Origin of the sequence: Microbispora sp. H13382, from assembly GCF_014161445.1 — a bacterium.
Lineage (GTDB): Bacteria > Actinomycetota > Actinomycetes > Streptosporangiales > Streptosporangiaceae > Microbispora.
Map to the genome: position 1 here is coordinate 290,192 of NZ_JABBXA010000004.1, position 24,267 is coordinate 314,458.

Below are 24,267 nucleotides of genomic sequence, written 5' to 3' on the forward strand. Positions count from 1 at the left end.
TTCCGCATGACCACACATGGGGAGAGGGGTCCACGGGGTTGACCTCGCTGGAGAGGCGGGCCGCCCAGAGCCCGCGGCCTCGTCCGGTGCCGGGCATGCTGCGACTCCGGCAAGCATCAGCAGGGCCGCGACCGTGCTTGAGGCAGCGCCGGTCTCATTCGCCGTACTTCTTCGCCCACAGCACGACCAGGGTGTCGGTCGGCACCCTCTTGCCCGCCGGTGGTTCCTGCCTCGTCACCACCCAGTTCCGGTCGAACACCTGCAGGCGGTGCTGCCCTGTGTCGTCCTGGTCGTCCAAAACGTTGAAGCCGACGGCCTGCACGGTGTCCTGCGCGGCCTGGAGGTTCATGCCGACCACGTCGGGGAGAACCGCCTTCTCCACGGCAGGGGGCTTCGTGGGCTGCTCTGTCGGCTGGTCGGCCGGTGCCTGCGTGGCCGCCTCGGTGGTCGCGTCGCCAGCGACCGGCTGCTCCGCCTGCTGCTCGGTGGGCTCCTCACCCGACACGATCGGCGTGGTATCCACCGCGGTCGGGACGGTGAGGGGCGGCGCCGGGTGAAGCGCGGTCCGCTGCGGTTCCGCCGGCGGCCTCACCACGGCCGCGATCAGGACCAGGACGAAGAAGCCAACGCCGACGCCTACCCACAGCGCCGGGTTTTGCTTGCGCTGCGGCGGCGGGGGAGGGGGCGGCGGTTGGTAGCCGTACCCCGGCGGCGGGGGGCGGGTATGGGGGCCGGCCCGGCGGGGGGCCGTAGGGCGGTTTGCTGTGTGGTTCTTGCTGGTACGCCATCGTCCGGACTCCGGGGTGGTCAACGTAGGGGCGTCCCCGTGGACGGATGGCGCGCCCGGAGGGGCTACCTGGTGCACGGGTGAGATGTGGCCGTTAGCAGGTACCAGCCGCCCACGAGGAGGGGCGGCCAACAAGACCCGCAAACTGGAATACCTGATCCCGGACGCGCCGAAGCAGGGCGCGGACACCCTCGTGAGCATCGGCGGTGTGCGGTCCAACCACACCCGTCAGGTGGCCGCGGTCGCGGCACGGCTCGGGCTGAAGCCGTTTTGGTGCAGGAGAGCTGGGTCGACTGGCCGGGCGCCTTCAACTACAAGGTGGGCAACATCCTGCTGTCGCGTGTCATGGGCGCCGAAGTCCGGCTGGTGCAGGCGGAGTTCGGCATCGGGTTCAAGGACAGCTGGAACCGGGCGATCGACCACGTCCGCGCCGTCGGCGGCACGCCGTATCCCCGCCGGTGCCTCCGACCATCCGCTCGGCGGCCTGGGATTCGCCAACTGGGCCTACGAGGTGGAGCAGCAGGAACGCGAGGTCGGGTGTTCTTCGACACCGTCGTGGTGTGCAGCGTCACCGGCAGCCCCCAGGGCGGGATGATCGCCGGTTTCGCCGGCCAGGACCGCCCGCGCAGGGTGCTGGGCATCGACGTCTCCGCCGACGCGGCGGCCTGGCCGGGCCGATCGGCCTCGTCCGTAATGGCGACATCCTCAAGGGCTCCAAAGTGCTGTACGCCCACCTCGGCGGCCAGCCTGCTCTAAACGCCTACAGCGGCGTGTTCCGCTGACCGGCTGCCGAGGGCAGGGCCATCGGCGACGCCCTCGGCGCTCCCGTCGATCTGGGCCTGTACGAGCCGGGGCGCAGATGTTAAAACACGGTTAATTGGTCTCGAAGAGACGAAAGTCGGAAATCCAGCGACGAAAGGCGCCGTGCGGAGCGACGTAAGGCCGAGGCGGCACGCCTCTGGCCGGTCCCTGCCGCAGCACCCCCGGCAGTACCCGCAACACCGCAACACCGGCAACAGCGCGGCGGCGCGCGCCTTGCCTGACTGCACCCCCCAAGTCAGGAAGGACCCCGATGTCATCACGTCATCGGCCGTGGCTCAGGCTGCTCACCACGATGTCGCTGGTCGCCAGCGGAGTGGCGGTCGCTGCGGCGACCGGCCCGGCGGCCCGGGCCTCGACCATTCCCGCCTCCGACTACCAGCAGATCTCTCTCGCCAGTGGCGGCGCGGCGCTCGGCGAGCCCATGTCCCTCGCTGTGCTGCCCGACCGCTCGGTCATCCACACCGCCCGTGACGGCACGGTCCGGGTCACGAGCGCGGCCGGCAGTACGAAGCAGGCCGGCAAGCTCAACGTCTACACCCACGACGAAGAGGGCCTCCAGGGCGTCGCCGTCGACCCGGGCTTTGCGACCAACCGCTATGTCTGGCTGTACTACTCGCCCGCGCTGAACACCCCTGGAGGCGACGCGCCGACCACCGGCACCCAGGCGCAGTTCGACCAGTGGAAGGGCAACCTGAACCTATCCCGGTTCACCCTGAACGCCGACAACACGCTCAACATGGCGAGCGAGAAGGTCGTTCTCCAGGTCCCCAACGACCGTGGGCAGTGCTGCCACGTCGGCGGGGACATCGACTTCGACGCACAGGGCAACCTGTACCTCACCACCGGAGATGACACCAACCCGTTCGACTCCGCCGGGTACGCGCCGCTGGACGAGCGGACCGACCGCAACCCGCAGTTCGACGCGCAGCGGTCCTCCGCCAACACCAACGACCTGCGGGGAAAGCTTCTGCGGATTCACCCGGAGGCCAACGGCACCTACACCATCCCCTCGGGCAACCTGTTCGCCCCCGGCACGGCGAAAACCCGCCCCGAGATCTACGCCATGGGCTTCCGCAACCCGTTCCGCATGTCGGTCGACAAGGCCACCGGCATCGTCTATCTGGGCGACTACGGCCCGGACGCCGGAGGCACGGACGCCAATCGCGGTCCCGGCGGCCAGGTCGAATTCAACCGGATCACCGGTCCGGGCAACTACGGCTGGCCGTACTGCACCGGCACCAACACCGCCTCCGAGACCTACGGCGAGTGGACCTTCCCCAACGGTCCCTCCCTCGGCAAGTACAACTGCGCGGGCGGCCCGACCAACAACTCCTTCCGCAACAATGGTCTGACCACGCTGCCCGCAGCCAAGCCGAGCTGGATCAAGTACGGCGGCGACGCCGGCTCCCCGCCGGAGTTCGGCAGCGGCTCGGAGTCGCCGATGGGCGGCCCGGTCTACCGGTACAACGCCTCGCTCAACTCCAGCGTCAAGTTCCCGCAGTCGCTCGACGGCCGCTACTTCGCCGGTGAGTACGGCCGCAAGTGGATCAAGGCGATCGAGGTGAAGTCCGACGGCGGCTACGGCGACATCGGTGCGTTCCCCTGGACGGGTACGCAGGTCATGGACATGGCCTTCGGCCCCGACGGCGCCCTATACGTGCTCGACTACGGCACAGGGAGCAACAACCAGGCCCTCTGGAGAATCGAGTACATCGGCGCGGCCAACCGCAACCCGATCGCCAAGGCGTCGGTCAGCAAGACGTCCGGACCGGCCCCGCTGGCGGTGACGTTCTCCTCGGCGGGCAGCTCCGACCCCGAGGGCGGGGCGCTGACCTACTCGTGGAACTTCGGCGACGGCACCACCTCCACGGCGGCCAACCCGAACAAGACCTACACCACCAACGGCACCTACACGGCGACGCTGACCGTCAAGGATCCCCAGGGGCTGACCGGGTCCGCGAGCGTCATCATCACCGTGGGAAACACCGCGCCGACGGTGACGCTGAACCAGCCGGCGGACGGCCAGTTGTTCTCCTTCGGTGACACCGTGCCCTTCCAGGTCAACGTCAGCGACCCGGAGGACGGCACGATCGACTGCTCGAAGGTGACGGTCACCTACTTCCTGGGGCACGACAGCCACCGCCACCAGATCACCTCCAAGACCGGCTGCTCGGGCTCCATCGCGGTGCCGGTCGACGGCGAGCACGACGCGGCGGCCAACATCTACGGCGTGTTCGAGGCGTCCTACACCGACAAGGGCGGCCTGACCTCCACCAGCGCCCGCACACTCCAGCCGCGGCACCGGCAGGCCGAGCACTTCTCGGCGCAGTCGGGCATCCAGCTGGCCGACCACACCCCGGCCGAGGGCGCCAAGACGGTCGGCTACATCGACAACGGCGACTGGATCTCCTTCACGCCGTACAACCTGAGCAACGCCACCAGTGTGACGGCCAGGGTCTCCTCGGCGGGCTCCGGCGGCACGATCGAGGTGCGAGCCGGGTCGGCAACCGGCACGCTGCTGGGATCGGCGGCCGTCGCCAACACCGGCAGCTGGGACACCTTCGTCAACGTCACCGCGCCCATCAGCAACGCGCCGAGCGGCACAACCACGCTCTACTTCGTGTTCAAGGGCGGTGCGGGCAACCTGTTCGACCTCGACGCGTTCACCTTCAACACCGGCACAAGCCAGACGGTCGAGGGTGAGGCGTACACCTCGCAGTCCGGCGTGCAGCCGGCCGCCCACGCGGGGGCCAGCGGCGGGTACACGCTCGGCTACATCGACAACGGTGACTGGGCCGCGTACTCGCAGGTGAACACCCAGGGCGCGAAATCCTTCTCGGCTCGGGTGTCCTCGGGCGGAGCCGGCGGGACCATCCAGATCCGCTCCGGCTCGCAGACCGGGACCCTGCTGGGTTCGGTCAACGTGGCCAACACCGGGAGCTGGGACACCTTCACGACGGTTTCGACGACGCTGACCGGCTCGGCGTCCGGAACGCTGTTCCTCACCTTCACCGGCGGCTCGGGCTCCCTGCTCGACGTCGACACCTTCACCATCACCCGTTAGCGGCAGGCCGCGGTGCGGAGGCCGGCAGGCAACCGCACCGCGGCCGGGCACGCCCAGACGAACGGCGTGCCGTACACGGAAGGACCAGCCATGCTCCCAGTCTTCCGGAAGGTGTTCCGGAGCGCCGCGTTACGATGCGGCGTGGCGGCCGCCGCCGCGCTCACCGCGACCGTGTCACTCCCCACGGCCGCGCACGCGGCCGACCCGGCCTACAAGGTGCTCGTCTTCTCCAAGACGGCCGGTTTCCGGCACGACTCCATTCCCGCGGGTATCCAGGCGATCCGCGACCTGGGCGCCGCGAACAACTTCACCGTCACCGCCACCGAGGACTCGACGGCCTTCACCACATCCAACCTCGCCCAGTTCAAGGCGGTGGTCTTCCTCAGCACGACAGGGGACGTGCTCAACGACGCCCAGCAGACGGCCTTCGCCTCCTACGTCGACGGGGGCGGCGGCTACGTCGGCGTGCACGCGGCGGCCGACACCGAGTACGACTGGCCGTACTACGGGCGGCTGGTGGGCGCCTGGTTCAACAGCCACCCGGCGATCCAGCAGGCGAGGGTCAAGACCGAGGACGCCACGCATCCCGCGACCACCGGCCTGCCGGCGACGTGGACGCGGACCGACGAGTGGTACAACTACCGCACCAACCCCCGGTCCACCACGCACGTGCTGCAGACCCTGGACGAGACCAGCTACAGCGGCGGGAACATGGGCGGCGACCACCCGATCACCTGGTGCCACCCCCAGGCCTCCGGACGGTCGTTCTACACGGGCCTCGGCCACACGATCGAGTCCTACGCAGAGGCGAACTTCCGCACCCTGCTGCTCGGAGCCATCCGGTACGCCGCCGGAATGGTGCAGGCCAACTGCGCTCCTCCCACCGGTGACGGCACGATCGAGGCCGAGTCCTACACCTCGCAGTTCGGCGTCCAGCAGGCGGCCCACGCCACGGCGAGCGGGGGCAAGACCGTCGGCTACATCGACAACGGTGACTGGGTGGGCTACTCCTCAGTGAGCACAGCGGGCGCGACCGGGTTCACCGCCCGGGTCTCCTCGGCGGGGGCCGGTGGCACCATCCAGATTCGGTCCGGCTCGCAGACCGGAACCGTGCTCGGATCGGTTTCCGTCCCGGTGACCGGCAGTTGGGACACCTTCACGACCGTGTCCACCACGCTGACCGGGTCGGCCTCCGGGTCGCTCTTCCTGGTCTTCACCGGGGGAGCAGGCAACCTGTTCGACCTCGACACGTTCTCGCTGACCAAGTCCGCCGCGACCACGGTGGAGGCGGAGTCGTACACGTCGCAGTTCGGCGTCCAGCAGGCGGCCCACGCCACGGCGAGCGGGGGCAAGACCGTCGGCTACATCGACAACGGTGACTGGGTGGGCTACTCCTCGGTCAACACCCAGGGGGCGAAGGGCTTCTCCGCCCGGGTCTCCTCGGCGGGGGCCGGTGGCACCATCCAGGTCCGGTCCGGCTCGCAGACCGGAACCGTGCTCGGATCGGTTTCCGTCCCGGTGACCGGCAGTTGGGACACCTTCACGACCGTGTCCACCACGCTGACCGCGTCGGCCTCCGGATCGCTCTTCCTGGTCTTCACCGGGGGAGCAGGCTCACTGTTCGACGTCGACACCATAACCATCACCAAGTAACCCAAACCGCGGTGGTGCCCGCCCGGGGCATCGGGCGGGCACACGCGATCTCCTGGTGACGGGTCGGGCGCAGCAGGAACTTGTAGGACCTACGCACGGCCGCTCCCCTTGGGGGCGCGCTCGTACTGCGTCTCGATCGCCACTTGGCCGCGTCCGCCGGCCGTCTCGCGGCGGCCCAGCAGGTGTCGCCCGTAACAAGCGCGGGTCCAAGCGGCGACGCAAAGCCGTCTCCGCTCCCTGAAGGGAGCGGCTTCTCGCTAAGCCGCTTCCGCCACGCCTCGGCGACCCACCTGTGACGGGTGCGGCGGTCGGGCTGCACCGCGCACGGGAGAACTGCGTCACCCAGGCCGAGTTCGCCTGTACGGCGTGCGGTCACGAGGCGCACGCCGACGCGAACGCGGCCGTCAACATCCTCAGGGCAGGGCTTGCCCTTCGCGGCGCACATGCAGCTCAGGCGTCGGGCTGTCGGCGTGCCTCGCTGAGCAGTCGGTCGCCGAGTTCGGTCCGCGAGTAGAGCACCTGCCGGCCCGCACGGCGCGAGGTGAGCAGCCCGGCGGCGCGCAGCGCCTGGAGGTGCACGCTGAGCGTCGGCGCGGAGAGCGCCATCTGAGTGGCGGCCTGGCTGGTCGACATCGGCAGGTCGAGCTGGGCCAGCAGGGCGGCCCGGGTCTGCCCGAGCACGCCGGCAAGCGCCGAGCCGGTCTGCTCGGGGTGCTCCTCCCAGAGCCGGCCGAGGCCGCGCGGGGAGTAGGAGACGCTGGGTGCCTCCGGCTGCGCGGTCCGCAGCAGGACGTCCGGCCAGGCGAAGGCGCACGGCACGAGGAACAGGCCGCGCCCGGCGCAGTCGGCGTGGCCCTCGTAGTACTTGACGATCTTTAGCGTCTGGTCGGCGAAGGTTACCGACGGATGCAGGTCGCTCATCATCCGGTCGACGCCGCCGTCGGCCAGGGTGTCGAGCCGGTAGGCGATGTCGTCGTTGAGTAACGCATCGATCCGCGGCCAGTCTGGGGCGATCGCGACCCGGTGGTACGCCTCGAGCGCCTCCGTGACGGGGCCGATGCCCGCATCCGGCCGGTCCACCAGCGCCTGGAGCAGGGCTCGCCGTCCTTCGCGGCCGGGCCCCTGCTGGGCGACCGGATGGGCCGCCAGGTGCGCCAACTCCTGCGCCACGATCTCCGGATCGGCGTCGGCGATCTGCGCCAGCGCGTCCGCGAAGGTCGAGGACCGGCGACCGGGCGGCGGCACCAGGAAGTCGGGGATGTAGCCCTCCGGACGCACCAGCGCCCGAAGTAGGTCGAGGTCGCGCTCGCGCAGCCGGCCCGCTCGCTCGGCGAACCTGTCGATCCAGGGACGGTGCAGGTGCCGCCCTTGCCTGCGGGCGGCCAGCGTACGCAGGCTGGCGACGGTCTCCATGAGGGGCGAGGCGGCGAAGCGCACGCGGGTCAAGTCCGTCGCCGTGAAGTGCAGGTGGATCACGCGGCGCCCCTTCCGATTAGATCCGAGCCTAATCGTGGCCGTGCGCGTGAGGTCACCGCAGACTGAGGACATCCACCCCGACCACGGATAGGACATCGAAGATGCGCACGCTGATCTACACCGCCTTCGTCTCGCTGGACGGTGTCGTCGACTCTCCCGGCGGCGGCAGCCGCTCCGAGGCCCACCGCAGCGGCGGCTGGACCTTCAAGGACATCGAGTTCCTGCCCGAGGCGTACGAGCTCAAGGGTCGGGAGACCGAGGAGGCCACCGCGCTGATGTTCGGCCGGACCAGCTACGAGGTGTTCTCGCCGGTGTGGCCGGACATGGAGGAGTTCGCCGCTCTCAAGGAACTGCCGAAGTACGTCGTCTCGACCACCCTCGGCCAGGACGCCCTCGTCGACAACTGGGGTGACATCACGATCCTGCGCTCCCTCGAGGACGTCGTGAAGGTCAAGGAGACCGACGGCGGCTCCATCTTCATCCACGGCAGCGCCACCCTCGCCCGCAACCTCTCCGACGCCGGTCTGATCGACCGCTACCACCTGCTGGTCTTTCCCGTGCTGCTCGGAGCGGGCAAGCGGATGTTCAGCGACACCGACAAGGACAAGCAGATGCTGAAGGTGGTCGAGTCCGAGACGTACGCCAACGGCATCACCAAGCTCGTCTACGACGTCGTCCGCTGAGGTGGCCGTCATGACCCGCGAATCGATGACGGAGGCCCTGCCCGCAGCGTACGAACGACTGCACGCGTACGGGCCGGAGTTCGGCGGTGACGAGGAGGGCAACCACGGGCTGACCAACCACGGTCCGATGGCCGTGGAGGTCATGGTCCGGCGGGGACTCGACATCGACGTCGAGGGCTGGCTCGACCGCTACGTACGCCGCCTGGCGGAGCTGCCCGGCACGAGCGCGGCCATCCAGCCCGGCGAGTGGGGCGCGGCGCTGGGCCAGGCGCGACGACTGCCCGACTGGACCGCGTACTTCCGGCACGAGCTGACCGAGCGCCCGTGGCAGGAAGTGCTCGCCGTGTGGTGGCCCCGGCTGCTACCGGGCATCGTGGCCGGCTCGACCCACGGCGTGATCCGGGTCAGCCACGCGGTGCGTACACTGCGCGGCACCGCTTGCGCCCCAGCACGCCAGACCCTCGACGAGCTGGCCCACGGGCTGGCGTTCTGGGCGGCGCGCTACCGCGAGCTCGCCGGGGTGGTCGCGCCGGAGGGCGCCCTCACACCGCAACAGGCCCTGACAGCCGTCACCCGGCTCAACGACCAAAGCGGCTTCATCGCCCACCGGCTCGACCGGCTCGAGCGCAGCCCGGGCTGGACTGCGAGCCTGCGCGCGCTGAAACCCGCCGCGTCCGCCGAGGAGGTCCCCGCGCGGCTGGAGTCGCTCGTCGACAGCGCCGCCAGGGCCTACCTCAGGCTCGGCCACGGCTCGCCGGTCCTGCTGGTCCACGCCGCTACCGCGCCCAACGCCGTGCGGCACGTGCTCCCGGTCCTGCCGGCCGAGCAGTGGCTGCCGAGCCTGACGGCGGCCTGGGCGGCCGTGGCGGCGGTCATCGCGACGTACGCCCCGGCCCGGCCGGCCCCGCACGCGGAGATCGTCCGGCGCTATCCCGAGCTGACCCGCGAGGACACGCTCCAACGGGCGGCTGAGCACGGCGACGAGCACGTCCTGAAGTTCGCCGACACCGCCGTCGAGTCCTACGACCGCACCGGCGACCCCGAGCTGCTCGCCGCGACCCTGCACGTCGGCGAGCTGATCGACCGTCCCTGACGGGAGAAAGGTCAGATCCCCACGACGACCTTGGCGCGGACGTGCGCGACCTCGAGGTGATGGGTACTCCGGCTCCGCCCACTCCTACGTCTGGCAGGAAGCTCGGAAACCCGCCCTCACGCCGGCCCAGGTCGCGTCTCCGCGCATCCGCATAGACACGCCGTGCCGATGCAGGTGTCGGCTGACCGTCTGCCGCGCGATTCCGAACCGCTCGGCCAGCTCGTATACCGTCGCGCCGGCTTCATAGGCCGCGATGAGCTCCTGCACCTGGGTCTTGTTGAGCCCGATCTCATCCTTCGGTGAGCCGTCACTCCCCGTCCCAGACCGACACCGAGCGGCCCGCGCCGGCCCGACATGCTTGGCTGGAAGTCGGGCCGTGGCGGAGCAGGCAGGCCAAACGGAGGCACCCGCCGAGCCGCAGATCGGATCGCTTAGCGCAGCCGATCGGCGCGGCCGATGGTCGCGGCATCGCGCTGGGATCACTGCGGGGCGCGGCGGGGTAGGTCGCTGATCTGGGCCTGGGTCAGCTCGACGGCCTCGCGTAGCGAGGCCACGTACGCCGAGACGCCGGAGCGATCGAACCGGACCGAGGGAACGGCGACGGTGAAGGCGGCGACGGCCTTGCCCGCCGGGTCGCGGATGGCCACGCCGACGCCGCTCACTCCCTGCTCGGTTTCCTCGTTGTTCATGCCGTAGCCGCGCCTGCGGACGGTCATGAGCTGGGTCTTCAGCGCGGCCAGCGTGGCGATCCTGGCGGTGGGCCAAGGCGGTAGGCCGCCCCTGTGCAGCACCTCCAGGTCGGTGTTGCTCAACTCGGCAAGCAGGGCCTTGCCCCCGGCCGAGCAGTACGCGGGCATCAGGTCGCCGACCCGCACGCCGACCCGGAGCGGGGCGTCGCACTCGATTCCGTCGATGAACTTGATGCTCCATCGTTGCAGCACCATGAGCTGGACGGTCTCGCCGACGGCGGCGTGCAGGTGGTCGAGCCCGGCCCGGGCCGTCGCCCTGAGCTCGCTCGTGCTCAGGGCGGTGTCGTGCTGCTGACTGATCGCCGGGCCCGCGCGGTACCGGCGTTCCCGGTCCTGGACGGCGAAGCCGCGGTAGACCAGCGCGCCGAGCAGCCGGTGCGCGGTGGAGGGTGCGACGGCGAGGCGTTCCGCCGCGGCCTTGACGGTCAGCAGTTCGCCGTGACGCAGCATCTCGACCAGGCGTAGCGCCCGGTCGACCGATTCCAGCGGCGACCCCGACTCGAGGGTTTCCATCGCTCCCTCTACGCTGTGAGCCGAAGCAGCCGGATCGCGTTGTCCTTCATGATTAGCGACCGTACCTCGTCATTGATCTCCAGCTTGCCGAAATCGGACAGCCACCGGTCCGGGGTGAGCAGCGGATAGTCGGAGCCGAACAGCACCTTGTGCTTGAGCAGCGAGTTCGCCTGCCGGACGAGCTGCGGCGGGAAGTACTTGGGCGACCAGCCACTGAGGTCGATGTAGACGTTCGGCTTGTGCGTGGCGATCGAGATCTGCGCGTCCACCCATGGCACGGCCGGGTGGGCCATGACGATGTCCAGGCCGGGGAAGTCGGCCGCGACGTCGTCGAGCAGCATCGGGTCGGCGTACCGCAGCTTGATGCCCCGGCCGCCGGGGAGTCCGCTGCCGATGCCGGTCTGGCCGGTGTGGAACAGCGCGACCACCCCCAGCTCCTCCAGCGCCGCGTACAGCGGGTAGAACTCGGTGGAGTTCGGCTCGAACGCCTGCATGCTGGGATGGAACTTGAAGCCGCGCACGCCGTACTCCTCGACCAGGCGGCGGGCCTGGGCGACGGCGGCCGAGCCGCGGCGCGGGTCCACGGACCCGAACGGGATGAGCACGTCGGCGTGCTCCGCGGCCTGTTCGGCGATCTCCTCGCTGGATAGCGCCGGGTGGTTCATCCCGGTTGAGGCGTCCACGGTGAAGACGACGGCGGCCATGTTCCGCTCGCGGTAGTAGGAGGCCAGCTCGTCGATGGTCGGCGTGCGGTTGTCGCCGGACTTGAAGTACTTCGCGGAGGCGGCGAGCAGTTCGTCGTCGAGCGCGAAGTGCCGGTGGTCGCGGTCGGCCTCGATGTGGGTGTGCACGTCGATGGCCACGACGCCGGCGACGTCGATGGCGGGTTCGTAGCGGGTGGTCATGATTCTCCCTGCGGGTGAATGCGGTGCCGGGCGAGGTCGGCGAAGGCGGTGAGCGTGTCGGGGTCGGCGACCGCGTCCATGTTGACCACGGCCTGAGGCGCCTCGCCGCGCAGGATGCGCTTTACCGGGAGTTCCAGCTTCTTGCCGGTCCGGGTGTACGGGACCTTCGCTAGCCGAAGGATCCGGTCCGGGACGTGCCGGGGCGAGAGCCCGGTGCGGATCGTCCGGACGATCGTGTCCCGCAGCGTTTCGTCGAGCGGCCCGCCGGCGGAGGGGACGACGAACAGCAGCAGCTCACCGGTGCCGCCCTCCGGGTCTTCCAGGTGGACGACGAGGCTGTCCGCGACGCCGTCGATCTCCTCCACTGCCCGGTAGAACTCGGCGGTGCCGAGGCGTACGCCGCCGCGGTTGAGCGTGGCGTCGGATCGGCCGGTGATCACGCTGCTGCCCAGCTCGCTGAACCTGATCCAGTCGCCGTGCCGCCACACCCCGGGGTAGGTGCCGAAGTACGCGTCGCGGTAGCGGCTGCCGTCCCGGTCGCCCCAGAAGCCGACCGGCATGGACGGCATCGGCGAGGTGATCACCAGCTCGCCCAGCTCGCCGACCACGACGTCGCCCTTTTCGTCGTACGCCTTGGCGTCCACGCCGAGGCTGGGGCCGGACATCTCGCCGAGCCAGACCGGCTGCTCGGGGCTGCCCTGCACGATGCCGGTGCACACGTCGGTGCCACCGCTGCCCACGTTGAGCAGCACGTCGTCGCCGAACTGCTCGTGGATCCACCGGTAGCCCTCCGCGGCCAGCGGGCTGCCGACCGCGCCGATCTGCCGGATGCTGGACAGGTCGAAGTCGCGGCCCGGGTTGAGCCCGGCCTTGCGGCACGCCATCAGGTACGGCGGGCTGATGCCCATCAGCGTCGTCCGGGTGCGCTCCGCGAGCCGCCACTGGAAGTTCAGGTCCGGATATGTCGGATCGCCGTCGATCAGGACGACCGAGCTGCGGGTCAGCAGCGCGGAGACCAGCATGTTCCACACCATCCACGCCGTGGTGGAGAACCACAGCAGCCGGTCGCCAGGCTGGAGATCCCACTGGAGCGCGTGGTTCTTCAGGTGCTCCAGCAGCACGCCGCCGTGACCGTGCACGATCGGCTTGGGCCTGCCGGTCGTCCCGGAGGTGAACAGCACACACAGCGGGTGGTCGAACGGCACCGGCTCGAACGCGGGCTCGCCCGGCGCGTCGCCCGGATCGCCGAGCAGCTCCGCCCAGGACAGCGTCCCCGGCAGGTCCTGTGTACCGTTCGGCACGTGCACGACGTGCTTGAGCGTCGGCAGCCCGGCCCTGATCTCCTCCACAGCCGCCCTGCGGTCGATGTGCTTGGCGCCGTAGGTGTATTCGGAGACGGTGAGCAGCACAGTCGGCTCGATCTGCTCGAACCTGTCCACGATGCCGGCTGGGCCGAACTCTGGAGAGCAACTCGCCCACACCGCGCCGAGACCGGCGGTGGCCAGGAACGCCACCATGGTCTCCGGGATGTTCGGCAGGTAGGCCACGACCCGGTCGCCCCGGCCTACACCCAGCCGGCGCAGGCCCGCCTGGGCCCTGGCCACCTGGGCGCGCAGGTCGCCGAATGTCAGCTCCATCGGCGGCCGGTTCTGCGAGTGGGCCACGATCGCGACCGTGTCCGCGTCCTCCGGCAGGCCGAACGCGTGCTCCGCGTAGTTGAGCGTGGCCCCGGGGAACCATTCGGCACCGGGCATCTCCCTGCGGCCGAGCACCTTCTCGTACGGTGTGTGCGCCCGGACCCCGAAGTAGTCCCAGATCGACGCCCAGAACCCTTCGAGGTCGGTGACCGACCAGCGCCACAGCTCGTCCCACCCGGAGAACCGCAGCCCGCGCTCGGTCTCCAGCCAGCGCAGGTAGCGCTGCACGCCCGACTCGCGGGAGGAGTCGTACGGTGGGGACGTCAGCGGTTCGAGACCCGCGGCGGCGGAGCGGGTGGCCAGGTCCACCGTCGGGTCAGCCATGACGGTGACCTCCGTGCCCGTGACCGTCGCCCGCCCCGGCGGGCGTCCGGGCTCCCGCTCCGATCGAACCGACGATCCACGACATCAGGCCCGTGCCCGCGTCGAACGCCGGGGCGCGTTTGACCGAGCTCCACACGGTCTCCGGGCGGCACTGGAGCAGCACCAGGTTGGCGTCCTGCGGCAGGTCCTCGTCGACGGCGAACTCGATGTCCTGCGGCCTGCCCTGGAGCTGTTCGAGCTTGCGGCCGAGCGCGGCCAGGGCAAGCACCTCGTGGTCCTCCAGGCAGAGCCGTTCCCTGCGGTCCTCCGGCACCGGCACCGGCCGGTCGCCCCTGCGGTACTCCACCCGCTTGTCGCCCAGGACACGCTGGTCCAGGCTGAGCCCCACCTTGTTGACCACGTACCGGTCAGGGGTGACCTCGCCGCCGACGACGGACAAGCCGAGGCCCCAGCTCGATTCGAGGACGATCCTGGACCGGTCGCCGGTGATCGGGTCGAGCGTGAACATGACGCCCGCCGACCTGGCCCGGACGGTCTTCTGCACCACGACCGCCATCTCGACGGTCCGCAGGTCGATGCCGCGCTCCACCGCGTACGACAACACCCGGCCGGTGAAGACGCTCAGATAGCAGCGGTGCACGTGGGCCAGCACGTCCTCAGCGCCGACCACGTCCACCCAGGTCTCGAACTCCCCGGCGAAGCTGTCGCCGCCGGAGTCCTCGGCGGTGGCGCTGGAACGGACGGCCACCGGGACATCGCCCCCGCCGATCCGCGCGTTCAGCTCGGCGTACGCGCGGCGCACCTCGTCGGCGACCCGCGCAGGCAGCGGCGCCCGGCTCAGCCGCTCGGTCAGCGCCCGCTCCGCCGCGTCGTACGTGGACCGGTCGTCCGGATCCACCTGGCCGAGGATGCGCCGGACGTCATCACGCAGCCCGTTCTCGTCCAGGAAGTCGCGGTAGGCGGCGGCGGTCACCGTGAAACCGGGTGCGACCGGCAGCCCGGCGGCGGTCATCTCGGCCAGGCCGAGCGCCTTGCCGCCGACCTCGCGCACGTCGCGGCACGCCTCGGAGTCGAACGGAACCGTGTAGACCGTCATTCGCCCGCCTCGGTCAGGATCGTCACGACACCGGTTTCGCCGTCCACCCGGACCCGCTGACCGGTCTTCAGCCTCGCCGTGGCGAAGCCGGTGCCCACCACGGCGGGCAGGCCGTACTCACGGCAGACGATGGCGGCATGGCTCATCATGCCGCCGATGTCGGTGACCACGCCGACCGCGACGGAGAACGCCGCCGCCCAGGACGGCGCGGTGATCGGCGCGACCAGGATCTCGCCGGGCTGGAGCAGCCCGAGGTCGTTCTCGGTGCGCAGCACCCGCACCACGCCCTCGACGGTGCCGGGACCGCCGGGGATGCCGGTGAGCCGGGCGTCGCCGCCGCTCGCCGCGCCCAGCCACTCCTGCACCCGCTCCGTGGTGACGCCGTAGTTCATGACGGCGAACGGGTCGGTCACCTGCTCGGGCGGGATGCCGTAGGCGGGGGGCGCCACCTGACTCTGCAGGGCGGCCATGATGCCGCGGCGGCGGTCGATCTCGGCCTGCCAGCGCTTGGAGCCGCGGGCCGGGACGCCGATCGCCCAGGACTCGACGACGTCGAACAGGACGGTGTCCAGCTCGAAGCGGTTCAGGTAGAACACGTCGTCACGCTCCCGGGTGAATCCGGCCGACACCAGCAGGCCGCCCAGCTCCCAGGCCTTCTCCCAGAAGACCGCGTGCGCCCAGTGCTCGACGTAGATGTTGTGCTCCTCGATGTACGGGAACACCGTCCGGGCCAGGTTGAGCAGCTCGTCGAACTGGCGGGCCTCCTCCTCGGTGAGCAGCGCGCGGTACTCGGCGACCAGCCGGTCCCGCTCCTCGCGCAGCCTGGCCACCGGGCGGCTGATGTCCTCACCGGCCTGGAGCTTCGCGACGTAACGCGCGATTCCGGTGAGCGGAATGGACAGGTTGCCCGCCCAGGTGTCCTGGTCGTGGGTGAAGCCGTACTCGGCGAAGTAGTTGAACCAGGGGTCCTTGGCCTTCTCGAACGCCTTCAGCCAGACCTGGCCGTTCTCGGTCCCGGCCAGCGCGTCCAGCAGCGCGTCGGCGGCCGACGTGGCGGTGAACCCGGCGAACCGGTCGGCCAGGTCCAGCTCACCGGCCAGCACGGCCAGTCGGCGCAGCTCGTCGTCCGGCCGGAACGCCAGCACGTCCACGCCCGCGACCATCCGGGCCACGTCCTGCTCGCTGATCTGCGGGAACGCCTGGCGGCAGAACTGGAAGAAAGTGATGTAACCGCCGTAGCCGAGGTTGAGGAACTCGAAGTGGTACTGCCAGACCAGGAAGAACTCGTCGATCAGGCGGTGGTAGTTCTCGATGACGTCCCACGACACCGACCGGCCGCGGGCCTCGGTGACCACCTCGACCGGGTCCAGCTCGGGCAGCGGCGTGAACTTCAGGGTCCGCATGGACTCGATCGCGGCCAGCATCTTCTCTTTCCAGCGGCCGTACAGCTCGTCCCAGTTGGCGTAGTAGTAGCCTGCTCGCTCCTGGAAGAACGAGGCCCGCCGCCCGATCTCCTCCGGGTCGGTCACCGCGATCGGCGAGATGTACACATAGCCGTTGACAACCCGCACGTCCAGGCCGAGCGAGGTGGGCAGCACGAAGATCCGGGTGCTGTTCTGGCCGGCCCCCAGGTAGACCGCCTCGGCGCCGATGCTGTCGAACGGGTGGACCCCGCGCGACCAGTGCATCGTGTCGGCGAACCAGAACCGCGAGTTCTCCTCCTCACGGGTCTCCTCGCTCGGCACCAGGAAGTACGGATACATCGACTCCCAGCCCGCAGCGCCGTCGGGTGCCTGGGCCTCGTTGAAGAAGGGGAACCTGGAGTGATCGTTGGCGGTCATGCCGTGACTCCTTCGGACATGGTGAGGTGAGGGGTGAGGAGCCGGTAAAGCTCCGCGACGTCGGCGTATACCGCGTCCGGTCGTTCTTCCTGTGACACGCCGTCGAGCTGTTCCGGTGTGGTCGCCCCGCTGAGGACGAGAAGGGCGTGCGCTCCCATGTGCCGTGCCAGACGTACCTCGACGAGGGCGTCGCCGACGACGGCGACACGGCCCGGCGGCCGGCCGAGCCGGTGGGCCAGAGTCGCGGCCAGGGCGGGCGAGGGCTTGCCGAGCACCCGGGGCTCGGCGCCGGCCACCCAGCCGATCGCGTTGGCGATCGCCGCGGAGGCGCAGATGGACTTGCCGAGCCCGCCGTGGAACCAGCGGACGTCCACGGTGGTGTAGAGAGGGGCGCCCGCGTCCACCGCGAGGCCGGCCGCGTTCAGTTCGGCCGTCCCGTACGACCGGGCCGCGCCGACCACGACCACGTCGGCCAGGTCGCCCGGGTCGGCCAGCGCGACGCCCAGGCGGCGCAGCGGGTCGCGCAGGCCCTCCTCGCCGACGACGAGCACCCGGGCGCCGGGGTGCTCCCTGGCGATGAAATCGGCGGCAGCGCTGCCCGCGGTGACGAAGTGGTCGTCGGCGATGTCGAAACCGTGCGCGCGCAGGTGCTCGGCGTACGTCCCCGGCGGCTGCTCGGAGGCGTTGGTGCATATCACCACCTCGTGGCCGGCCGCCTTCAGTGCGGACACGAACCGCACGGCGTCCGGCATCGGCGTGCCGCCCGCGCCGCCCGCGTGGGCGGTACGCATCAGGCAGCCGTCCACGTCGAGCACCCAGGCGTCGATCGCGTGCAGCGGGCCGGTCATCGGGCCTCCTCGGGGGCGTTCCTGGTCAGGTCGAGCCGGGTGTCGCCGAGCTGGACGGAGACCGTGGTGAGTCTCGGCCGGTCCTCCACCGACCGCAGCAGGTTCCGGAGCGTGGACGCCGGTGAGGAACCACGCGCCGCGACCATGGCGTCCACCTGCTCGGCGGGCATGACCGCGCGGAGCAGCAGATCCTCGTCGCTGGTGGTCTCGCCGAACCGCTTGCGCAGTTCGGCCAGCGTGATGTCGGAGCTGCCGTCGTCGGCCGGCCGGCTGCCGCGCTTGGTGCTGAGCGCCCGGTCGAGCAGGTCCTGGTTCACCGGGCCGGGCAGCGGACCGAAGTCGCCGCGCAGCAGGTCCACGACCTCGTCGGAGATCTGCCGGTACCGCTCACCGGTGATCACGTTCAGCGTGGCCTGCGTCACGATGTACTGGGCGAACGGCGTCATGACGATCGGCCAGCCCAGGTCCTCCCGGACCCGTACGGACTCCTCGATCACGGCGGGGACCAGCTCGGGGCGGCCCAGCTCGCCGAGCTGGCGCGCCAGGGTGGACTGGACACCGCCCGGGATGGTGTGCCGGTAGTAGTCCTGGTCGTACTCGGCCGGGACTCCGGCGGGCAGCCGCTTGATTTTGGCCTGCCTGGTCAGGTAGGCCGACGCTCGGTCCATCGCGTCGAGGTCCACGTCCAGCCGATGGCCGCGGGCACGCAGGTTGCGGACCAGCCGCTGCGCGGCGGGGTGCGAGTTGCCGTTCGCGAGCGGCGGCAGCGCGCAGTGGATCGTGTCGATCCCGTGGTCGGCGGCGGTCAGTGCGGTCAGCGGGGACAGCCCGGTCGTGCTGTGGCTGTGCAGCTCGTTCAGCCGCAGCCGCGACAGCTTCGACTGGAGCATCGGCACCAGCGTGGACAGCCGCTCGGGGGTGAGCAGCCCGGCCGGGTCCTTGAGGTAGACGTTGTCGATGTCGGGGCAGCCGTCCAGCTCGGCGATCCGCTCGGCATAGTAGACGTCGGTGTGCACCGGGCTGGTCGTGTAGCAGACGCCGCCCACGATCTCCTCGAACCCGGCGCGCCGCGCCATCGCGGCCATCCGCTTGGCGCCGGCCATGTCGTGCATCGGGTCGATGATCCACAGCCTGGTCACCCCGTTGCGTACGAGCAGCCGGAAGGCCAGCTCGAACAGGGCGTCCGGGGTGCGATAGAAGGTGATGAACCGCTTGCCGGTGGTGAGGAAGCCGAGCCTGGTGTTCGGCATGCGGTCGCGGGCGGCGCGCAGCCGTGCCCACGGGTCCTCCTTGTGGAACCGCACGGCGACCGCGAGCACCGTGCTCGATGCGATCTCCACCGCCCGGTAGCCGACCTGGTCGAGCAGGGGCGCTACGCCCTCGACCATCCTGGTCGTCACGCCGACGGCGCCCCAGAGGCTCTGGTTGCCGTCGCGCAGCGATACGTCGATGAGATTGATGTCCGTCATTCACTCGTTCCGATCGCCGAGCAGATCGTTGTACCGGTCGTTCAGCCAGTGCGTGGTCACGGTCCCGGCCAGGAAGTCCCCGTGCCGGGTGATGCTCCGCAGCAGGTCGCGCGACGTGGTGACGCCGCCGATCTCGAAGGCGGCCAACGCGGCGTTCAGCCGGGCCGCTGCGGCGGCCCGGTCGGTGCCCCAGGCGACGAGCTTGCCCATCAGCGCGTCGTAGAAGGGCGGGAAGGCGTAGCCCTCGTAGATGTGCGAGTCGAGTCGCAGGCCGCCGCCAACGGGGGGCCGCCACCGCGTGACCGTCCCGGGGGAGGGCCGCAGCAGGTCGTACGGGTCCTGGGCGGTGATCCTGGCCTCGATCGCGTGCCCGGTGAGCCGCACGTCCTCCTGGCGGACCGAGAGCGGCTCGCCCAGCGCGGCGAGGAGCTGCTCGCGGACCAGATCCACTCCGGTGACGGCCTCGGTGACCGGGTGCTCCACCTGGAGCCGGGGGTTGACCTCCAGGAAGTTCAGCTCGTCGCGGCGCACGTCGTACAGGAACTCGACCGTGCCGAGCCCGACGTAGTCCAGCGCGCGCGCGATCCGCAGCGCGCTGTCGTGCAGCCGCTCCCTGGTGGCCTGCGGCAGCGCCGCGCAGGGCGCCTCCTCGACCATCTTCTGGTAGCGGTACTGCACCGAGCACTCGCGCTCGCCCAGGTGGATCCGGTTGCCGTGCCGGTCACCGAGGATCTGCACCTCGACGTGCTTGGCGTCGGTGACGTACCGCTCCAGGAAGACCGTGCCGTCGCCAAAGGCGGCCTCGGCCTCGGCGGAGGCCAGCGCCCATGCCTCGGCCAGCCCGGCGTCCGACTCGACCAGCTTCATGCCGCGCCCGCCGCCGCCGTGCGCCGCCTTGATCAGCACGGGGTACCCGATGCGGGCGGCCAGCTCGGCCGCCTCGGCGACGGAGGAGGCGTAGCCGCCGGCGGAGACCGGGACGCCGAGGGACTCGGCCAGTTCGCGGGCCGAGAGCTTGTCGCCGAGCGCTTCGAGCGCCTCGGGGGACGGCCCGACGAAGGTCAGCCCGTTCGCCGCGCACTCCCGGGCGAAGTCCGGCCGCTCGGACAGGAACCCGTACCCGGGGTGCACGGCGGTGCAGCCGGTGGAGACGGCGGTGTGCAGCACGGAGGGGATCGACAGGTAGCTGCCGGTGGCGTGCGGGCCGCCGAGGACGACCACCTGCCCGGCGCGGCGCGCGGCCAGCGTGTCGCGGTCGGCGCTGGAGACGCCGAGCACGGTCTCGAAGCCGAGCCGGTCGCACGCCTCGATGATGCGCAGGGCGATCTCCCCGCGGTTGGCGACGAAGACCCGCTGCCGCGTACGGTCGGCCTGACGGCTCATGCTGCCGGCCTGACGGCGAACAGCGGGCTGCCGTACTCGACGAGTTCGCCGTCTCCGGCGAAGACCTTGGTCACCTCGCCGGAGACCCCGGCGGGCACGGAGTTCATGAGCTTCATGACCTCGACGATGCACAGCACCGAGTCAGGCTCGACCTTGTCGCCGATCTCGACGTATGGGGGCTCGCCGGGCTTGGGGGAGCGGTAGAACGTGCCGAGCAGCGGGGCCGTGATCACGATCTCGCCCTCGTCCGGTTCAGCGGCCGCCTGGGCCGGGGCCTTCAGGGGGGTCTTCGCCGGGTTCTTCAGTGGGGCGGGGGCCGCCGACGCGGGCGCGGCCTGCACCGGAGCGCCCGGCACTGCGGCGGGTGGCGGGACGGTCGGTGCGGCGAGGTCGAGCGGAACGTTCCCGTCACGGCTGACTGTGATGCGAAGGTCGCCCTTCTCAAACCTGAAGTGCCGGAAATCTGCCTTGTCCAGCAGCTCGATGATCGAGGCGAGTTCCTCAAGATCGAAGTCCATCGGTGCCGACTCCATTGCCCGAATTGTCGTCGTAGTTACGGTGAAGTTACGTTTGCTCTCCATCAGGCGCAACGAAGTATCGGTAAATTCTCCTGAGCGGAATCTGCAGCCTAAGAGCCCCTAACAGAATGATCTCCGTTGTGGTTTGATCTCTCGTGCTAGTCGGCGAGAGGAGTGGCAGGTGGCACGGCTGAAGCCGTGGGAGGTCAGCGACGAGTTATGGGCGGTCATCGAGCCGTTGCTGCCCAAGCATCAGCGCCGGAGCCGCTATCCGGGGCGCAAGCGGCTGGATGACCGCCTGGTCCTGCAGGGCATCTTGTTCGTCCTGCACACCGGCATCGGCTGGGAGCACCTGCCGCAGGAGCTGGGCTACGGCTCGGGCATGACCTGCTGGCGACGGCTGGCCGAGTGGCAGAAGGCCGGAGTGTGGCAGCGCCTGCACGAGGTGTTGCTCGATCGCCTCCGCGCCGCCGACGCACTCGACTTCTCCCGCGCTGTCGTGGACTCCTCCCACGTCAGAGCGTTAAAAGGCGGGCGCAGACCGGCCCAAGCCCGGTCGATCGAGGCCGCCCGGGCAGCAAGCACCACCTGGTCACCGACGCCACCGGCATCCCGCTGGCATTCACCCTCACCGGTGGCAACCGCAACGACGTCACCCAGCTCGTCCCCGCGCGCTGCGTCCAGGTTGAGGTGGCCAGTCAGGGCCGGACGGTTGACGAGGCCCTGGCCGGCCTCCGCGACGCTCTGGAGCTCTACTTCGAGGACGAGCCTCTTCCCCAGACCCCGCAGCAGCCGATCGTGGCGCCGATCGAGATCCGTCGCTCGGCACGAGCCCGCGCCAGTTTCGGTCTGCTCCGGCACCGACGTCGTGCGCGCGCTGGAGAAGTGTGGCTTTGAGGTGGTGGCCACCCTGCTGTGATCACGGGGCCGTGCCGCGTTCCGTCGGCAGTCCCTGTCACCTGTGCACGACGGACCATTGGGTGACGAACTGAGTGACAACGACCACGGACGCCCCTAGAACCGTACGGACGTCCGTGGACGGTCGGCCCAGGTCAATGCCACTTTCATGGCACGTCGGCGATACGTCCAAGTGGACATCTGCTCGTGCCCGAGGATGCGCGCCACGGCGTAGCCGGGATTGTGATGCCCTACGTCGGATGGAACGTCAGTCGTGAGGGCTACCTTCACTCACTATGAGTGCCCAGTACGCATGGCCTGAACTCTTCCCTGCAAGGCATCAGGTGACCGACGGTTCTGACCACCCGGCGGTCAGTCCACTCGGCGATCTGTTCTCCCCGGCTACCGAAGCAGAGGTCCGCGAGCTTGAAGAGCGGCTGGGTGTGGAGCTGCCGCCGAGTTACCGGCAGTTTCTCCTGTCCGCCAACGGGTGGGGCAGCGACGATGACTGCTGCCTGCTGCGTGTCGAAGAAGTCGGCTGGCTCCGCGATGTCGATCCCTCGATCGCCGAGAGCTGGTCGGCACCCAAGCCGGAGAACTCATGGAGCGTGCCCGACGAGCTCTACTTCGTCTACGGACTGGAGCAGGACTCCATCCATTTCAGAGGGGAGTATGTGCCCGACACCCTGCTGCTCGGATACTGGGATGACGGAGCGGCGCTCCTCAATCCCCACGTCAGCACCGTTGAAGGTGAGTGGGAAGCCTGGTATCTCGCGCCGTGGCTGCCTGGCGCCAGGCGCTACAGGTCCTTCTGGGACCTCGCTATGGACCAACTGAGGATGGGCGTCAACCGGATTCGCTAGTGCTGGACAGGGCGGCCTCGTCTACGACGTTGCCCCTGCGAGCAGTGTCGGGAACCTGGTTCGCGTCACAGTCCTCAAAGCTGACAGCTTGGATCCGATGCTGATCCACCAGCGGGTGGCGGTGACCACCTGGGACCAGGCAGACATTCGCAATGTGTGGGCAACGGCGGTGGTGGTGGTTCTTTCGTGCCGGTGGAGAAACCTAGGAGATCGCGAGGGGTGCCCTGTTCCTACCAGCGGTACCCTCCATACGGCCTTTCCGCGGTCGTGGTGTGACCCTGGTATCGGCCTCGGCCCGCGTCGACCGAAGGCCAGACCGCTCAGCTTCCCCAGACGCCGACGGTCTCGCCCGAGGCGACGGCGGCGTCCTTGATCTGCTGGTGCGTCGACTTCGCGTCGCCGCTCGGTGCGACGGGACCGCGCAGGGCGTACACGATGAAGTGGTAGTGGTGAACGCCGCTCGGCGGGCAGGGGCCCGCGTAGGCGGCCTGGCCGTCGCTGCCCGGCAGCACCTTCCCCTGGGTCTGCCCCTCGCTCACGCTCGTCGCCGAGACCGGGATGCCCGTCACGATCCAGTGGATGTACGTCCCGCCAGGGGCGTCGGGGTCGTCCACCACGATCGCCAGCTCGCGTGCGGACTCGGGAACGCCGGTCCAGGTGAGCGGAGGTGAGACGTTCTCACCGCCCTGCTGCGTGCACACGTACTTCTCGGGGATCTCGGCGCTCTCGGCGAACGCCGGGCTGCTCACCTTGAGACCGTCGGTGGGTGAGGCGTCTCCGGCGTTCCCGGGTGCGCACCCGGTCAGCAGAAGGATGACGGCGCCGGCCACCACGCGCTTGCCGAGCTTCACCCGCCCAGGATAAGCGGCCGGAGGCCGGCAACTACGGCGTTCGTCCCCCATGTCGGCGAACTCATCCGGCACGCCGAGAGCGGGCGGCGCGGCTGAGCGGCCGGTCTGGCCGAGCTGTCAAAGGTCGGCCTTTTCAATCCCTCCCTTCGGTATTTATCAGCATCTCGGGCGCATTGATCAGATAGGCGCGGTGAGGATCGGGGTGCAAGCGCCGTCGCGTAGGTGCGCCCGGGAGGGATGACGGGGGTCAACCCTCGCACGACAGGGCTTCGTCCGGAGGGGACAGAAGGCGGTCTCCCGATCGCGAGACCGCCGGATCGGGGGAAACCAATGCGCAAGATGCTCACGAGCCTGGGGCTGGCCTTCCTGCTCACGCTTGCCCCGGCCGCGGCCGCCACGGCGGAGACGCCCGTCGCGCCGGCCACGTACAGCCAGCCCAATCCGTCACCGCAACCCGGCCAGGGCAGGGACGGTGGCGGCAACGGAGGCCTGTGGGGTCTGCTGGGCCTGCTCGGTCTGCTCGGTCTCGCCGGTGTGCGCAAGCAGAAGCACCGCGTGGGCACGGCCGAGCACATGTCCAACCGTCCGTACAGCTGAGGCCCTCCGTGGCGCGTGTCCCCGCGGCGGCCCGCCGCGGGGACACCGCCGCGTTCGGCGGCCCACTGGCAGGTTTGGCCCTCCTACCAGCGGGTACGGCGCGCGGACTGCTCGTAACCGCTTGATGGAGGAATCGCA

General features: G+C 70.0%; 20 protein-coding genes and 1 pseudogene. 9 read left to right on the plus strand and 12 right to left on the minus strand.

What is annotated here, in order from left to right:
- Positions 1-154: 154 nt before the first annotated feature.
- Positions 155-523, minus strand: a complete 369-nt coding sequence (locus tag HHX41_RS41690; protein WP_220503932.1) for a PASTA domain-containing protein — start codon at positions 521-523, stop codon at positions 155-157.
- A gap of 534 nt (positions 524-1,057) precedes the next feature.
- On the opposite strand from HHX41_RS41690, the gene HHX41_RS11090 reads away from it, so the two are divergent.
- From HHX41_RS11090 to HHX41_RS11105, 4 genes are all read left to right on the plus strand, one after another.
- Positions 1,058-1,543 (plus strand): hypothetical protein, encoded by a 486-nt coding sequence (locus HHX41_RS11090; RefSeq protein WP_220503933.1) that lies wholly within the window; start codon positions 1,058-1,060, stop codon positions 1,541-1,543.
- Positions 1,544-1,859: 316 nt separating this feature from the next.
- Complete coding sequence (locus HHX41_RS11095; protein ID WP_182905873.1) at positions 1,860-4,673, plus strand: carbohydrate-binding protein; 2,814 nt, start codon at positions 1,860-1,862, stop codon at positions 4,671-4,673.
- Positions 4,674-4,763: 90 nt separating this feature from the next.
- Positions 4,764-6,326, plus strand: a complete 1,563-nt coding sequence (locus HHX41_RS11100) for a ThuA domain-containing protein (RefSeq protein WP_220503934.1) — start codon at positions 4,764-4,766, stop codon at positions 6,324-6,326.
- Positions 6,327-6,618: 292 nt separating this feature from the next.
- Positions 6,619-6,840 carry a zinc ribbon domain-containing protein gene (locus HHX41_RS11105; RefSeq protein WP_310741925.1) on the plus strand — a complete coding sequence of 74 codons (222 nt, stop codon included), beginning with the start codon at positions 6,619-6,621 and terminating at the stop codon, positions 6,838-6,840.
- Here the strand turns inward: HHX41_RS11105 and HHX41_RS11110 are convergent.
- A complete protein-coding gene (locus HHX41_RS11110; protein WP_220503935.1) occupies positions 6,777-7,802 on the minus strand; it encodes a DUF5937 family protein in 1,026 nt (341 codons plus the stop codon). The two genes, HHX41_RS11105 and HHX41_RS11110, sit on opposite strands and share 64 nt — an antisense overlap.
- 101 nt (positions 7,803-7,903) lie before the next feature.
- On the opposite strand from HHX41_RS11110, the gene HHX41_RS11115 reads away from it, so the two are divergent.
- A complete protein-coding gene (locus HHX41_RS11115; protein ID WP_169988071.1) occupies positions 7,904-8,485 on the plus strand; it encodes a dihydrofolate reductase family protein in 582 nt (193 codons plus the stop codon).
- A gap of 10 nt (positions 8,486-8,495) precedes the next feature.
- The gene (locus tag HHX41_RS11120) at positions 8,496-9,578 is read left to right on the plus strand and encodes a questin oxidase family protein (protein ID WP_182905875.1); all 1,083 of its coding nucleotides are present in this window, start codon (positions 8,496-8,498) and stop codon (positions 9,576-9,578) included.
- Positions 9,579-10,057: 479 nt separating this feature from the next.
- Here the strand turns inward: HHX41_RS11120 and HHX41_RS11125 are convergent, their stop codons facing one another.
- From HHX41_RS11125 to accB, 9 genes are read right to left on the minus strand one after another with little or no spacing between them, the layout of a single operon-like run.
- A complete protein-coding gene (locus HHX41_RS11125; RefSeq protein WP_182905876.1) occupies positions 10,058-10,840 on the minus strand; it encodes an IclR family transcriptional regulator in 783 nt (260 codons plus the stop codon).
- Between the two features lie 8 nt (positions 10,841-10,848).
- Positions 10,849-11,745: an amidohydrolase family protein gene (locus HHX41_RS11130; RefSeq protein WP_182905877.1), complete on the minus strand. Its 897-nt coding sequence runs from the start codon at positions 11,743-11,745 to the stop codon at positions 10,849-10,851.
- Complete coding sequence (locus HHX41_RS11135) at positions 11,742-13,766, minus strand: acetoacetate--CoA ligase (protein ID WP_182905878.1); 2,025 nt, start codon at positions 13,764-13,766, stop codon at positions 11,742-11,744. Before HHX41_RS11135 ends, HHX41_RS11130 begins: the two co-directional genes overlap by 4 nt.
- Positions 13,759-14,862 (minus strand): PEP/pyruvate-binding domain-containing protein, encoded by a 1,104-nt coding sequence (locus HHX41_RS11140; RefSeq protein ID WP_182905879.1) that lies wholly within the window; start codon positions 14,860-14,862, stop codon positions 13,759-13,761. Before HHX41_RS11140 ends, HHX41_RS11135 begins: the two co-directional genes overlap by 8 nt.
- Entirely contained in the window at positions 14,859-16,703 is a 1,845-nt protein-coding gene (locus tag HHX41_RS11145) for a PEP-utilizing enzyme (protein WP_182905880.1), read from the minus strand. Before HHX41_RS11145 ends, HHX41_RS11140 begins: the two co-directional genes overlap by 4 nt.
- Positions 16,700-17,551 carry an HAD-IIA family hydrolase gene (locus HHX41_RS11150; RefSeq protein WP_169983233.1) on the minus strand — a complete coding sequence of 284 codons (852 nt, stop codon included), beginning with the start codon at positions 17,549-17,551 and terminating at the stop codon, positions 16,700-16,702. Before HHX41_RS11150 ends, HHX41_RS11145 begins: the two co-directional genes overlap by 4 nt.
- Complete coding sequence (locus HHX41_RS11155) at positions 17,548-19,020, minus strand: pyruvate/oxaloacetate carboxyltransferase (protein WP_169983232.1); 1,473 nt, start codon at positions 19,018-19,020, stop codon at positions 17,548-17,550. The genes HHX41_RS11150 and HHX41_RS11155 overlap by 4 nt, the downstream gene beginning before the upstream one ends.
- Positions 19,021-20,403, minus strand: coding sequence for an acetyl/propionyl/methylcrotonyl-CoA carboxylase subunit alpha (locus HHX41_RS11160; protein ID WP_182905881.1), 1,383 nt, complete (start codon positions 20,401-20,403; stop codon positions 19,021-19,023). It lies immediately after the preceding gene.
- Complete coding sequence (gene accB / locus HHX41_RS11165) at positions 20,400-20,921, minus strand: acetyl-CoA carboxylase biotin carboxyl carrier protein (protein ID WP_169983230.1); 522 nt, start codon at positions 20,919-20,921, stop codon at positions 20,400-20,402. The genes HHX41_RS11160 and accB overlap by 4 nt, the downstream gene beginning before the upstream one ends.
- Positions 20,922-21,102: 181 nt before the next feature.
- Between accB and HHX41_RS40445 the strand changes: the two are divergent.
- Positions 21,103-21,590: pseudogene (locus tag HHX41_RS40445) on the plus strand (IS5 family transposase); the annotation flags it as partial.
- Between the two features lie 524 nt (positions 21,591-22,114).
- Entirely contained in the window at positions 22,115-22,681 is a 567-nt protein-coding gene (locus tag HHX41_RS11175) for an SMI1/KNR4 family protein (protein ID WP_182905882.1), read from the plus strand.
- A 320-nt stretch (positions 22,682-23,001) separates the two neighbouring features.
- Here the strand turns inward: HHX41_RS11175 and HHX41_RS11180 are convergent, their stop codons facing one another.
- Positions 23,002-23,532, minus strand: coding sequence for a YbhB/YbcL family Raf kinase inhibitor-like protein (locus HHX41_RS11180; protein WP_182905883.1), 531 nt, complete (start codon positions 23,530-23,532; stop codon positions 23,002-23,004).
- A 330-nt stretch (positions 23,533-23,862) separates the two neighbouring features.
- Here HHX41_RS11180 and HHX41_RS11185 point away from each other — a divergent pair, with 330 nt between their 5' ends.
- On the plus strand, positions 23,863-24,129 hold the full coding sequence (locus HHX41_RS11185) for a WGxxGxxG family protein (protein ID WP_182905884.1): 267 nt from the start codon (positions 23,863-23,865) through the stop codon (positions 24,127-24,129).
- Positions 24,130-24,267 lie beyond the last annotated feature (138 nt).